A 12,871-nucleotide genomic window follows, 5' to 3' on the forward strand; every position below is an offset into this window, starting at 1 on the left:
ATGAAAGCAAATAGTTTTTTAAAAATTACATTTCTTTTTGTAATATTATTTTTTTCAAATTTTGTTAATGCTCAAAAAGTTTCTCATTATATCATTAATGAAGAATATTTTGAATTCCCTGGAAAATGGGAACATAAAGGACAACTTAAAAGTTCAAGTCAATATCATTTTGTTAATAAGAAAACCGATGTTAGCTTAATGATTGTCGTAGCGAAACCAGAAAAATATGAATTTTATGAAACAGGTTTGTCTGAAAGTGAACTTTTAGAGAAATATTATAAATGGGAGACTGATTATTGGAAAACCGGAGAAAAAGTATTAGTATCAGAATTAAAGAGAAACTCTAATTATATAATTTGGAGAATATTTAAGGAGAAAGTAAAAGGAAATATAGATTTAAATTCATATTTATTATTTTCGGTTCGTAATAATAAATTAACAGGGATTACTTTAAATGATAATGGAGAAAAACCGATGTCTGAAGAAGAAAAAATAAAATTTTTGGAAGATATTTTTCAAAGTCAAAATAAAAAATAAAAAACGGTCGAAAATTAATTTTCGACCGTTTTTTTATGTTGTATTTCTTGGTAATAAAAACAAGGAACTAAAATTAATAAAAACATGGGCTGAATGAGAAATCTTCTCACATAAAAGAAAACCATTTCGCCTGATGAAAAATGTGTTGAAATCAAATAATTATAGATTGGTAAAAGAACGATTAATCCAATAATCATAATAATGATAGAGAATTTAACGTAACTTTTTTTCCAGAAAATAAACCAAACAATTAATACCGTTAATAATGTATTGATTAGATAGCGAACCATCAGACTTGCGTTCAATTTTGGTAAATCAATTTCAGGGAATTTTGAATGACCAACAAAATGAAAGTATTTTAGGAAAGGATCATAAAATAAAACATCTTCAAATTTTCGGACTAATATTAATCCAAAAACAAGTAAAACTGCAATTGCGTAACGTAAATATTTATTTAGCATTTTGCTTATTGTATTTTGTTACAAAAAATTTGATCCAAACAATCCAAAGAATCACGATTGAACCATAAATAATTGCAGGAAACAGATAATCGTGTGCCATTTTACCATATTCTGCGTGGTATCTAAAAATATAATTTAACAACATAATTCTCGAAATATTCATCACAAAAAGAATTGCTAAACCAGATAAAATAAACAAAAAAGTTTGTTTGAAATTCGTGTAAAAAGCAACGATAAACGCTACGAAAATTATCAGAATAGAAATCGCATTACAACCTTCATTTACAATAGACGCCACTTGTCCGTCCATTACCAAACGCATCCAAGGCTGATTTTCTGCAATATTAGAAAAAGTAAAAAAACCACATTTGTTCAAACCAAAAGCTGTTACATCAGATGTTAATTTTGTAAATGGATCAGGGGTATTGTGCGGTAAATATTGATCCAAATACAATTTATAAGCTAAACTTAAAATAATGTAAGTTCCTAAAAAACGTGCAAGGAATAACAATAAAGGTTTAAATTCTTTCATTTGGTTAAAAAATCTTGAACAAATATAAATGAAAAACGTCAACTTTTGATTAAGTTATGATTAATCAATAAATTTGCTTTTTTAGAAGTAACAAAATGCAAGATTTACATAAACGCGTGGATGTCATAATTGATAGCGCAATTTCTACGGAAGATAGATTACAAAAGATTTGTCAATTGTTGAGTGACGAAGTTGAATACTATAATTGGGTGGGATTTTATTTCAAGAATGGAGATAAAAATGAACTAAAACTTGGACCTTATGTTGGTGCAGCTACCGATCATACAATAATTCCTTATGGTAAAGGAATTTGTGGGCAAGTGGCAGAATCTAACGAAACTTTTGTTGTGCCAGACGTTTATGCACAAGATAATTATTTGGCTTGTTCAATTGAAACGAAAGCTGAAATTGTTGTTCCAATTTTCAAAAATGGAGAAAATATTGGTCAAATTGATATCGATTCGCATAAAATTAATCCGTTTACAGAAGACGATACAAAGTTGTTAGATTACGTTTGTCAGCGAGTTTCAGAAATTATTTAAGCAATGATTGATTTAATTTTAAAATATTTTCCTGATTTAACGGAAAAACAAATCGAACAATTTTCGAAAGTTGGTGATTTGTACAAAGAATGGAACGATCAAATCAATGTTGTTTCTCGAAAAGATATTGATGAAATTTATACGAACCATATTTTACATTCTTTAGCGATTGCAAAAGTGATGGAATTTGCAGATGGTTCTTCTGTTCTGGATGTAGGAACTGGAGGTGGTTTACCAGGAATTCCGTTGGCAATTTTGTTTCCGAATGTTCAGTTTCATTTGGTAGATTCTATCGGAAAAAAAATCAAGGTTGTAAAAGGTGTGGCTGACGGTTTAGGTTTGACGAACGTAAAAGCAGAACAAAAACGTGCCGAAGAATTAACAGATAAATACGATTTTGTGGTTTCTCGTGCGGTGACAGCAATGCCAAGATTCGCAGAATGGATTCGAGGAAAATTTAAAAAAGAAGCGATTAATCCTTTTCCTAATGGCTTATTATATCTAAAAGGAGGTGATTTGACAGAAGAATTAGCAGGTTTTCCAAATGCTGTTTTGTTTGATATTCAAAACTTTTTTGACGAAGATTTCTTCGAAACGAAGAAAGTCGTTTATTTAGAAAAGAAAGATATTTAATTTATAGAAATTATATACTTGAAAACCGAAATCAATTTGATTTCGGTTTTTTATTTTAACAATAATCTTGTTTAAACTTTCAAATAGTGATTTTTAATTATTCAGCTATTTTTCTTTTTTTTAAGGTTTAAAAATAATGGTATTTAAAGCTTTGACGTTAATAAAATTGAATAAGCGTAGGTTATAAATGATTTAATGAACGTATGTGAATTTTTAAATCATTATCGAAGTGTTGATAATTTTTAGTCAAAGATTTATAACCTTGATTTTTTTGTTTCGTTTTTTTATCAAGAAAAAAATGAAAATAAAAAGAGATTAAAGAGTTATATCACGTTTTGCTTAGTAAAAAAGTTTAAACACAATAATTATTGAATTAATCCAAAAATTAAATTTTAAAACGTTATTTTATCCAATACTTTAAGTTCTTTTTAAGAGGTTTTCTCGTCAAAATTCACTATATTTGTTTGTTTTAAAAAGTTAGAGACATATTATGAGTAATAACACATATACGGCGGATAATATCCAAGCGTTAGAAGGAATGGAGCACGTACGTCTTCGTCCATCGATGTACATTGGAGACGTCGGAGTTAGAGGATTACACCACTTAGTTTACGAGGTTGTTGATAACTCTATTGATGAAGCTTTAGCAGGATACTGTGATACAATCAAGGTAACAATTTTAGAAGGAAACTCGATTCGTGTCGAAGATAACGGACGTGGTATTCCTGTCGACTTACATAAAAAAGAAGGAAAATCTGCATTAGAAGTTGTAATGACGAAAATTGGTGCAGGTGGTAAGTTTGATAAAGATACGTACAAAGTTTCTGGAGGTTTGCACGGTGTTGGAGTTTCGTGTGTTAATGCACTTTCTAACCATTTATCGGCAGAAGTTTTCAAGAACGGAAAACAATATATTCAGGAATATTCGAAAGGGAAACCTTTGTACGATGTAAAAGAAGTTGGAACGACTGATAAAAGTGGTACAACAGTAACTTTTACGCCAGATGATACAATTTTCCAAGAAGTACAAACATATAACTATTCTACTTTAGCAAATCGTTTGCGTGAGTTAGCTTTCTTGAACAAAGGAATCAATATTGTATTGGTTGATGAACGCGAAAAAGATGCTGATGGAAATCCTGTAACAGAAACTTTTCATTCTGAAGAAGGATTAAAAGAATTTGTTGAGTTTATCGACGGTAGCCGCGAATCTATTATGGACAAAGTAATCTTCATGGAAGGTGAACGCGATGGAATTCCAGTTGAGGTTGCAATGCGATACAATACATCGTATAACGAAAATGTACATTCGTATGTAAATAACATCAATACACACGAAGGTGGAACACATTTATCTGGTTTCCGTCGTGCATTGACACGTACATTGAAAAAATATGCTGAAGAAAACTTTAATCTTGCAAAAGAAAAAGTTGAAATCGTTGGAGATGACTTCCGTGAAGGATTAACAGCAGTGATTTCGGTAAAAGTAATGGAGCCTCAATTCGAAGGTCAAACGAAAACGAAATTAGGAAACTCTGAGGTTTCTCCTGCGGTTGATAAAATCGTGGCAGAAATGTTAACGAATTTCTTAGAAGAGAATCCAACAGAAGCAAAACAAATTGTTGATAAAGTAATTTTAGCAGCAAAAGCTCGTCAGGCAGCGAAGAAAGCTCGTGAAATGGTACAACGCAAAAATCCTATGGGAGGAAGCGGATTGCCAGGGAAATTAGCGGATTGTTCTTCTCGTAAGCCAGAAGAATCTGAGTTATTCTTAGTCGAGGGAGATTCTGCCGGAGGAACGGCAAAACAAGGTCGTGATCGTCATTTTCAAGCAATTTTACCATTGCGTGGTAAGATTTTGAATGTAGAGAAAGCGATGGCGCACAAAGTTTTGGATAACGAAGAGATTAAAAATATTTATACAGCTTTAGGTGTAACAATCGGAACTGAAGAAGATTCGAAAGCACTTAATATTTCAAAATTACGTTACCACAAGGTTGTAATTATGACCGATGCCGATGTCGACGGTTCTCACATCGCGACATTAATTTTGACATTCTTCTTCCGTTACATGAAAGAATTGATTGAGCAAGGACATATTTACATTGCAACGCCACCTTTATATTTAATCAAAAAAGGAGCGAAAGCAGAATATGCTTGGGATGAAAAAGATCGTGAACGTTTAACTGCAGAATTTTCTACAGATGGTTCTGGTAAAGGAGTTACAATTCAACGATACAAAGGTCTTGGGGAAATGAACGCAGAGCAATTATGGGATACAACTCTTAATCCAGAGCACAGAACGTTGCGTAAAGTAACGATTGACAATGCAACAGAAGCAGATCGCGTGTTCTCTATGTTGATGGGTGATGATGTACCGCCTCGTCGTGAGTTTATCGAGAAAAATGCACACTATGCAAAAATTGATGTTTAATCGATTTGAATAATATAAAGTAATAAATCCAGCTTTTAAGCTGGATTTATTTTTTGTAATTGAATATATAAATCTTGAATGAAGAAGATTTACTCCGAAATAATCAATGTTGTTGGTACATTGGAAATCCAAATACTTTTTGTTTCGATTAAGTTTTTCCAACTTTTCATACTAATCATCATCAAATCCATTTCATCTAAAAACTCTTTATCCAGTTGTTGTTTGTACGAAAGACTAATATGATTTGGAGCAATATTTTCGATACTACGAATAATTTCTTTTACTTCTGAATGACGTTTTGTGTAACCGCTCACGTCTACAATAATAATTTGAGATTCGCTATTCGAGATTAAACGTTGTGCATATTTCAGTAAATCGGCATCTTTATTTCCGAAAAAGGAAGAAAAACTTTTTCAGCTTTTGTGAAATTTTTATCCAAAACAACACCAACAGGAACTGTTGATTTGTTCAATAATTGTTTCGTTCTTTCGTTGAAAATTGAATGATCAAACATGTTTTCTTTTCCAGTAACTTGACCAATCAAAATATCTGGATCGATAATTTTTGTCGTAAATCCTAAAATATTTCCTAATAACGAACCTGAATAAATAGAATTTCTAACACCCATCAACATCAAATCGTAATCACCTTTTTGTGCAATATCAATTGTCTCAAAAACCATATCTGTAGAAACTTTGAACATGGTTGTTACATCTTGATGTAATTCTTCGGAAACCTCAATAATCGGTTCAAAAATTTCTGCTTCTCTATCTTCAAGATTGAAATGTTGCACTTCGCTACTTTTCATCACATGAATTGCGGAAACAAGTGAGTTTTCGTCTTGTTTTTTGATAAAGCTATTAGCTATTCGTAACAATTCAGCACCTTTTTCAGGTGTTTGAAAATCAATTAATATTTTATATTTCTGACTTTGACTAATTTCAGAAAGTTCATTTTCTGTCTTTTGTTTTCGAAAAATCCAATTGATTAAATCTAAAGCTGGACCTGTCATAAAAGTTGTGACCAAAGCCATTATCACCATCATAGCGAAAACTTCTGGTGTTAAGACACCTAAATCATATCCAATGTTTAACACGACTAATTCCATCAAACCTCGTGTATTCATTAAGGCACCAATGGTCAAACTGTCTCTCCAGTTTTGCCCAACAAATTTAGCGGCTACTGCACTTCCAACAAATTTTCCTGTTACAGCTACCAAAATAATCATTCCCGCAGTTTGCCATAAATGTGGACTATCTAATAATCCAATTTGTGTTCTTAAACCTGTAAAAACAAAGAACAGCGGAAGTAATAAAACCAATGAAACATCTTCTATTTTTTCGATGAATAAATTTCTAAATTTCACATTTTCAGGCATAATTGTTCCAGCTAAAAAAGCTCCAAATAATGCATGAATTCCTATGATTTCACTTAAGTATGAAGAAATAATTAAGACCAAGAAAAAGATTCCAATGATAGGTTTTGTAAGCGTTGTTTTGCTCGAATGTACGTCTGCAATTCTCTTTAGGAAAGGACGAACGAAACGAACCATCGCGATAACGTAAACAATTGCTAGTAAAATAACATACAATGAACTGATGAATGAGCCAGCTTTTACAATTGCGATAACCGCGGCTAATAAACACCAAGCCGTGATATCGTCGGCAGCAGCGCAAGTAATTACAATAGAACCTAAACGAGTTTTGCTAATCCCGCGTTCTTGTACAATACGAGCCAGAACGGGAAAGGCTGTAATACTCATCGAAATTCCGATAAAAAGGGCAAATGATAGAAAGTTAATTCCTTCTGGAGCAAATTCCATATAAATTAATCCAGCTAGAGCTAAACCAAGTGTAAATGGAATAATGATACTCGCGTGACTAATAACTATGGCGTCTTGTGCATTTTTCTTTAGCACTTTAAGGTCTAATTCCATTCCGATGACATACATGAATAGAATCAAACCGATTTGACTGATAAATTCTAAGTTTCCTAATGATTCTTTTGGGAAAAGATCTCCGAAAAATTCTGGGAAATGCATTCCAATGAAAGAAGGACCAAGGAAAATACCTGCAATAATTTCTCCAATTACAGTTGGTTGTCCAATTTTATTAAATATCCATCCAAAAACTCTTGCGGTAAATATAATGGTCACAATTTGTGCTAATAAAATAGCAAGAGGGTGTCCAATATTATGTGTAATACTGTTGATGAAATCATTGAAGTAATTGCTTCCATTTGCAGCATGAACAACATGTTTCCCAGCTTCCATTTCTTCTGCTTTAATCACAATAAAATACATCATGATTGAACAAAGTAGAATGGTTATTATATAAAAAATAGAATTTCTTGTCGATTTTTTCATGGCGTTAATTTTTAACAAAAGTCAGAAATTAATTTACAGAAAAATATCAATATTTTTTAAACTTGAGTAAAATGTAATGAAATGGATTTTTTTTGTAATCAAATTGAAATTTGAGCAATAAAATTAGCTTTGTAAACTTCACTTAACACCAAATTAATTTCTTTATTTTCTTTTGATAAAACATCTAAAGTAACATTGTCTGAGTGAAAATATTTAATATGATGCAAGCTAATTATTTCTCGTTTATTGATGCGGACAAAATCTTTTTCGGGTAACATTTCTGATAATGCATCGAGTGTGATATTTTTCAAAATTAAGAACGATAAATCTTGATAATAAACCACTTTATCACGGCTGTCAACACTAGAAGTTGTAATGTACAAAATTTGATTAAACTGCAACAAAATTTTTCCTTTGTCTGAATTTAATTGTACAAAATTATTTGGTGTCGAAAAATTATTTTGTAAACGTTTTTTTACTTTGTCAACAGCTTGTTGTAAACGTTCTTTTTTAATTGGTTTTTGAATATAATCTGTCGCGTCTAAATCAAAAGCATCAACAGCATATTCCTTATAAGCAGTGGAAAAAATAAACGGTTTTTCTTTTAATAAATTAGCGATCTGTAAACCATTAATTTTAGGCATTTCAATATCTAAAATACAAAAGTCAAAATCGATATTTTCGATTTCGTTAATGAATAATTCAGGATCAACATAAGCTTTCACAACTTCTATGTCTTCCATTTGTTCACACAACATTTTCAGGTACTTTAATCCAAGAATTTCGTCGTCAATTAGTATGCATTTTAGTGTAAAACTCATGTAGATTTATTTTTAAGTTGGCTACAAAAATATCCTGTTCAATAGTTTTAGAAAGTGAAAAATCGTCGTCGTAAACCATTTTCAAGCGGTGTTCTAATGATTGACTTCCATGTCCGCCAGTTTCTTTTTTCAAACTATTTTTTGGAGAAATTTTATTCATTACTTGAATTTGAAATGATTTATTATTCAGTTCAAGTATAATTTTTATAAATGAATTGGCTTGTTGAAAATCGGTATGTTTGAAAGCATTTTCAATAAAATCAATACTTAATAAAGGTAAAATAATTTTTTCTTGATAGTAAGGTGAAGTTTCATCAATTTTCGTTTTAACTTGAAAATCAAACAAAGGCGAAACTTTTACTTTATTAATTTCAATAAAGTTTTTAGTGAAATCTATTTCATCTTTTATCGTCACAAAATTGTCTTTGCTTTCGTACAAAATATAATCCAATACATTAGCTAATTTATCAATCGTATAATAGGTTTGGTACGCATTGGATTGAATCGAATTGAGAATATTTTGAACAAATGTGGATTCAATTTTGCTTCGTATGACTCCAATTTTAACTCATCAACTTTTGTAGATAAATTGTCTAAACGTTGCGTTTGCTCATGACTTATTTTTTTCTCAGATTTTAATGAATGGATTAAATATGTAATCATAATGATTAGAAAAATAATCAATGCAATAATGAGATAAAGTAATATTGTAGGAAGTTGAATCATGCGAAAAATTCTAACTCAAAGATAAAATAATTTATGAACAAAAAAATCCAGAAAGTAGAACCTTCTGGATTTTTAGAAATATTGTGAAAGAAATTATTAAGCGTAATATTTTGCTTTTAATTCTTTTACTTTTGGATCATCTAAGAATTCATCATACGTCATATAACGATCGATGATTCCATTTGGAGTTAACTCGATAATACGGTTACAAGTTGTTTGAATCAATTCGTGGTCATGAGAACCCATTAAAATTGTTCCTTTGAAATTAACCAAAGAGTTATTTAATGCTGTAATCGATTCTAAGTCTAAGTGACCTGTTGGTTCGTCTAACAATAATACGTTTGCGCGTAATAACATCATACGAGAGAACATACAACGCATTTTTTCACCTCCTGATAAAACAGAAGATTTTTTAAGTGCTTCGTCTCCTGAGAATAACATTTTTCCTAAGAAACCACGCATAAATTCTTCGTGACGCTCATCGTCTGATTCTGTATACTGACGTAACCAATCAACCAAGTTGATATCTTCTTTGAAGAAATCTGTATTATCTAAAGGTAAATACGCTTGCGTTGTTGTAATTCCCCAAGTAAAATCTCCAGAATCTGGCTGAGCTTTTCCTGAAAGAATCTCAAAAAATTGAGAAACCGCTTTCGAGTTGCGAGAGAAAATACCAATTTTATCACCTTTTTTCAAGTTGATGTTCGCATCTTTAAATAAAACTTCTCCATCTACAGAAGCAGATAAATTGTTTACTTCTAAGATTTGATCACCAGCCTCACGCGATTGTTCCCAGATAAGTGCTGGATATCGACGAGAAGAAGGTTTGATATCTTCGATATTTAATTTCTCGATCATTTTTTTACGAGAAGTCGTTTGTTTTGCTTTAGCAACGTTAGAAGAGAAACGAGCAATGAAATCTTGTAATTCCTTTTTCTTTTCCTCTGCTTTTTTGTTTTGTTGTGCACGTTGTTTTGCAGCTAACTGAGAAGATTCGTACCAGAACGTGTAGTTACCAGAATATAGGTTTAATTTAGAGAAATCTAAATCACAAATATGCGTACAAACCGCGTCTAAGAAGTGACGGTCGTGCGATACAACGATTACAGTATTCTCGAAATTACCTAAGAAATCCTCTAACCATTGAATTGTATTAACGTCCAATTCGTTGGTAGGCTCATCTAAGATTAACACGTCAGGATTTCCAAATAAAGCTTGCGCAATCAAAATACGAACTTTTGCTTTATTATCTAAATCTCCCATTAACGTATAATGCATATCCGAATCGATTCCTACATTAGATAATAATGTAGCAGCATCAGATTCTGCATTCCATCCGTTCATTTCTTCATAAACGACACCTAATTCTCCTGCTTTGATACCATCTTCTTCAGAAAAATCTGGTTTAGCATATAAAGCATCCATACGTTCTTTAATATCGTATAATACTTTATTTCCACGTAAAACAGTATCCAATACTGTATATTCGTCATATTTGAAATGATTCTGTTCTAAGACAGACATACGTTTTCCTTTTTCAAGACTAACTTGTCCTGAAGTTGGATCGATTTCACCTGATAATATTTTTAAGAAAGTAGATTTTCCTGCTCCATTAGCACCAATTATCCCGTAACAGTTGCCATTTGTAAATTTTATATTAACTTCGTCGAAAAGTACACGCTTGCCGAATTGAAGCGATAAATTAGAAACATTTAACATAATTTTTGGTATGATGTTTGTTTGACCTTCCGGCAAAGTTACAAATTTTAATTGGAATAAAATAAAGTGCAGAAAGAAGTTACGATTAAGAATAAACGTGCAAGGTTTGAGTATGAATTATTAGATTCTTACGAAGCCGGCATCCAATTATTTGGGACTGAAATAAAATCTATCCGAATGGGAAAAGCTTCGATTACCGAAAGTTTTTGTCAAATGAAGGATGGAGAACTCTATATTGTTAATATGTTTATTGATGAATATGATTGGGGAACATACTTTAATCATAAAACGAGACGAGACAGAAAACTTTTATTACAAAAATCTGAGTTGCGAAAATTAGAACGCAAAACGAAAGAGACTGGATTGACGATTGTAGCAACCACGCTGTTTATAAACAATAAAGGGTTGGCAAAATTGAAGATATATTTGGCAAAAGGGAAGAAACTTTTTGACAAAAGAAACACAATAAAAGGAAAAGATTTGAAAAGAGATTTGGATAGAATGATAAAGAATTCTTAAATTTGTCTTATAATTGTATAAAAATTAAGTAAAATTTAATATATTTAAAACGCTAAATATTTGATAATGAAAAAGTTTAATCTATTATTATCTGCAGTAGTATTATTCCTAGCGGGTAATTCTTTTGTAGATGCTCAGAATTCTAAGAATCCTTGGGCAATTACAGTTGGTGCTCACGCAGTTGATCACAACTCGATCACTGGACCATTCAACCAGTATTTCAAAACAGATAATTGGGATATCGTTCCTCCTTTATCTAAATTATCTATCATCCGTAACTTAAACAGATCTTTTGACGTTGATTTAACTGCTTCTGTAGGTGAAGTTGATAACAACAGATTAGCTATTAAAGATGAATTATTCATCAACGCTGGTTTAGGTTTACGTTATAAGTTAGCTAATGGTTATATCTTAAAAGAAGATTCTTGGTTTGATCCATATATCCGTGTAGGAGCTGGTTACCACAGATACGATTACACAGGATTACAATTTCCATTGACAGCTTACTACGGTAACGAAAATGGAGGTACATACCAAATTACTGAAGCAGAAGATTTAGAGAAAAATCACTTTGTAGCTTCTTTAGGAGGTGGTATTAACTTTTGGTTTACTAAGAACTTCGGTTTAAATGTTGCTTCTGATTACAACTGGTTACCAGCTTACGGAGGAAACAATTATTTCGATTTCTTCCAACACACAGTAGGTGTTACTTTTCGTTTCGGAAAACAAGATAGAGATAATGATGGTATTCCTGATGACGAAGATGCATGTCCAGATACTCCAGGTATCGCTACAGGAGATCCTGCTACAAACGGATGTCCAGATACAGATGGAGACGGAATCTTTGATAAAGATGATGCTTGTCCAAACGAACCAGGTTTAGCTGAATTCCAAGGTTGTCCAGATACAGATGGTGACGGAGTTCCAGATAAAGATGATGCTTGTCCAGAAGTTGCTGGTCCAGTAGAAAATAACGGATGTCCTTGGCCAGATACAGATGGTGATGGAATCTTAGATAAAGATGATGCTTGTCCAAACGAACCAGGTTTAGCTGAATTCCAAGGTTGTCCTGATACAGACGGAGATGGTATTCCTGATAAAGATGATGCTTGTCCAACAGAAAAAGGACCAAAAGAAAATAACGGATGTCCATGGACAGAAGTTCACGTAGCAAAACGTTTATCTAACATCTTATTCGAGTACAACTCTGATAAAATTGTTCCTTCTTCTTACGAAGACGTACGTGTAGCAGCTCAAATTTTAAATTCTGATGATTTAAAAGCGAAAAACTTCTACATTGACGGACATGCTGATCAAAGAGGTAAAGATGCTTACAACAAAACATTATCTTTAAAACGTGCTCAAGCGTTAGTTAATATTTTAGCTGAAAGAGGTGGAGTTGATAAAGCTCGTTTAACTCCTCGTGGATTAGGAAAATCTCAATTATTATGTACTGAAAACACTGAAGAGTGTTACCAAAAAAACAGACGTGTTGAGGTATTACCAAAAACAGCGGTAGTTACAGAAACTAAAGTTGTAAAACCAGCTACAAAAAAGAAAAAATAATTCTTGAATAGCTTAC

General features: G+C 32.0%; 12 protein-coding genes and 1 pseudogene. 6 read left to right on the forward strand and 7 right to left on the reverse strand.

The window, feature by feature from the left end:
- Complete coding sequence (locus B3I31_RS00125) at positions 1–537, forward strand: hypothetical protein (RefSeq protein ID WP_286495525.1); 537 nt, start codon at positions 1–3, stop codon at positions 535–537.
- A 14-nt stretch (positions 538–551) separates the two neighbouring features.
- On the opposite strand, the gene B3I31_RS00130 is transcribed toward B3I31_RS00125, so the two are convergent.
- Complete coding sequence (locus tag B3I31_RS00130) at positions 552–998, reverse strand: exosortase F system-associated membrane protein (protein ID WP_286495527.1); 447 nt, start codon at positions 996–998, stop codon at positions 552–554.
- Entirely contained in the window at positions 988–1,530 is a 543-nt protein-coding gene (xrtF, locus tag B3I31_RS00135) for an exosortase family protein XrtF (protein WP_286495528.1), read from the reverse strand. Before xrtF ends, B3I31_RS00130 begins: the two co-directional genes overlap by 11 nt.
- A gap of 95 nt (positions 1,531–1,625) precedes the next feature.
- Here xrtF and B3I31_RS00140 point away from each other — a divergent pair, with 95 nt between their 5' ends.
- The 3 genes from B3I31_RS00140 to gyrB all read left to right on the forward strand — a co-directional run bounded on the left by B3I31_RS00140 (position 1,626) and on the right by gyrB (position 5,139).
- Positions 1,626–2,072, forward strand: a complete 447-nt coding sequence (locus tag B3I31_RS00140) for a GAF domain-containing protein (RefSeq protein ID WP_038332644.1) — start codon at positions 1,626–1,628, stop codon at positions 2,070–2,072.
- 6 nt (positions 2,073–2,078) lie between these two features.
- Positions 2,079–2,705 carry a 16S rRNA (guanine(527)-N(7))-methyltransferase RsmG gene (gene rsmG / locus B3I31_RS00145; RefSeq protein WP_125349806.1) on the forward strand — a complete coding sequence of 209 codons (627 nt, stop codon included), beginning with the start codon at positions 2,079–2,081 and terminating at the stop codon, positions 2,703–2,705.
- Between the two features lie 490 nt (positions 2,706–3,195).
- Positions 3,196–5,139: a DNA topoisomerase (ATP-hydrolyzing) subunit B gene (gene gyrB / locus B3I31_RS00150; protein WP_125349786.1), complete on the forward strand. Its 1,944-nt coding sequence runs from the start codon at positions 3,196–3,198 to the stop codon at positions 5,137–5,139.
- An 89-nt stretch (positions 5,140–5,228) separates the two neighbouring features.
- Here the strand turns inward: gyrB and B3I31_RS00155 are convergent.
- The 5 genes and pseudogenes from B3I31_RS00155 to B3I31_RS00175 form a co-directional block, all read right to left on the reverse strand.
- Positions 5,229–7,444, reverse strand: a pseudogene (locus B3I31_RS00155) (cation:proton antiporter).
- Between the two features lie 158 nt (positions 7,445–7,602).
- On the reverse strand, positions 7,603–8,247 hold the full coding sequence (locus B3I31_RS00160) for a LytR/AlgR family response regulator transcription factor (protein WP_291087350.1): 645 nt from the start codon (positions 8,245–8,247) through the stop codon (positions 7,603–7,605).
- Between the two features lie 46 nt (positions 8,248–8,293).
- Positions 8,294–8,887 carry a histidine kinase gene (locus tag B3I31_RS00165; RefSeq protein ID WP_349678965.1) on the reverse strand — a complete coding sequence of 198 codons (594 nt, stop codon included), beginning with the start codon at positions 8,885–8,887 and terminating at the stop codon, positions 8,294–8,296.
- Positions 8,785–9,051 carry a hypothetical protein gene (locus tag B3I31_RS00170; RefSeq protein ID WP_286475685.1) on the reverse strand — a complete coding sequence of 89 codons (267 nt, stop codon included), beginning with the start codon at positions 9,049–9,051 and terminating at the stop codon, positions 8,785–8,787. Before B3I31_RS00170 ends, B3I31_RS00165 begins: the two co-directional genes overlap by 103 nt.
- Before the next feature lie 96 nt (positions 9,052–9,147).
- The gene (locus tag B3I31_RS00175) at positions 9,148–10,770 is read right to left on the reverse strand and encodes an ABC-F family ATP-binding cassette domain-containing protein (RefSeq protein WP_038332655.1); all 1,623 of its coding nucleotides are present in this window, start codon (positions 10,768–10,770) and stop codon (positions 9,148–9,150) included.
- Positions 10,771–10,836: 66 nt separating this feature from the next.
- Between B3I31_RS00175 and smpB the strand changes: the two genes are divergently transcribed.
- Both smpB and B3I31_RS00185 read left to right on the forward strand, forming a co-directional pair.
- Positions 10,837–11,289, forward strand: coding sequence for an SsrA-binding protein SmpB (smpB, locus tag B3I31_RS00180; RefSeq protein ID WP_038332657.1), 453 nt, complete (start codon positions 10,837–10,839; stop codon positions 11,287–11,289).
- Between the two features lie 66 nt (positions 11,290–11,355).
- On the forward strand, positions 11,356–12,855 hold the full coding sequence (locus B3I31_RS00185) for an OmpA family protein (protein ID WP_291087353.1): 1,500 nt from the start codon (positions 11,356–11,358) through the stop codon (positions 12,853–12,855).
- Positions 12,856–12,871: the final 16 nt, after the last annotated feature.

The organism is Empedobacter sp. UBA3475 (assembly GCF_002378465.1).
Classification (GTDB): domain Bacteria; phylum Bacteroidota; class Bacteroidia; order Flavobacteriales; family Weeksellaceae; genus Empedobacter; species Empedobacter falsenii_B.

Bases quoted from the DNA above. Each gene is read 5' to 3' on its own strand.
- B3I31_RS00125 (WP_286495525.1), top strand. From the start codon at position 1: ATGAAAGCAAATAGTTTTTTAAAAATTACATTTCTTTTTGTAATATTA.
- B3I31_RS00130 (WP_286495527.1), bottom strand. From the start codon at position 998: ATGCTAAATAAATATTTACGTTACGCAATTGCAGTTTTACTTGTTTTT.
- xrtF (WP_286495528.1), bottom strand. From the start codon at position 1,530: ATGAAAGAATTTAAACCTTTATTGTTATTCCTTGCACGTTTTTTAGGA.
- B3I31_RS00140 (WP_038332644.1), top strand. From the start codon at position 1,626: ATGCAAGATTTACATAAACGCGTGGATGTCATAATTGATAGCGCAATT.
- gyrB (WP_125349786.1), top strand. From the start codon at position 3,196: ATGAGTAATAACACATATACGGCGGATAATATCCAAGCGTTAGAAGGA.
- B3I31_RS00160 (WP_291087350.1), bottom strand. From the start codon at position 8,247: ATGGAAGACATAGAAGTTGTGAAAGCTTATGTTGATCCTGAATTATTC.
- B3I31_RS00170 (WP_286475685.1), bottom strand. From the start codon at position 9,051: ATGATTCAACTTCCTACAATATTACTTTATCTCATTATTGCATTGATT.
- B3I31_RS00175 (WP_038332655.1), bottom strand. From the start codon at position 10,770: ATGTTAAATGTTTCTAATTTATCGCTTCAATTCGGCAAGCGTGTACTT.
- B3I31_RS00185 (WP_291087353.1), top strand. From the start codon at position 11,356: ATGAAAAAGTTTAATCTATTATTATCTGCAGTAGTATTATTCCTAGCG.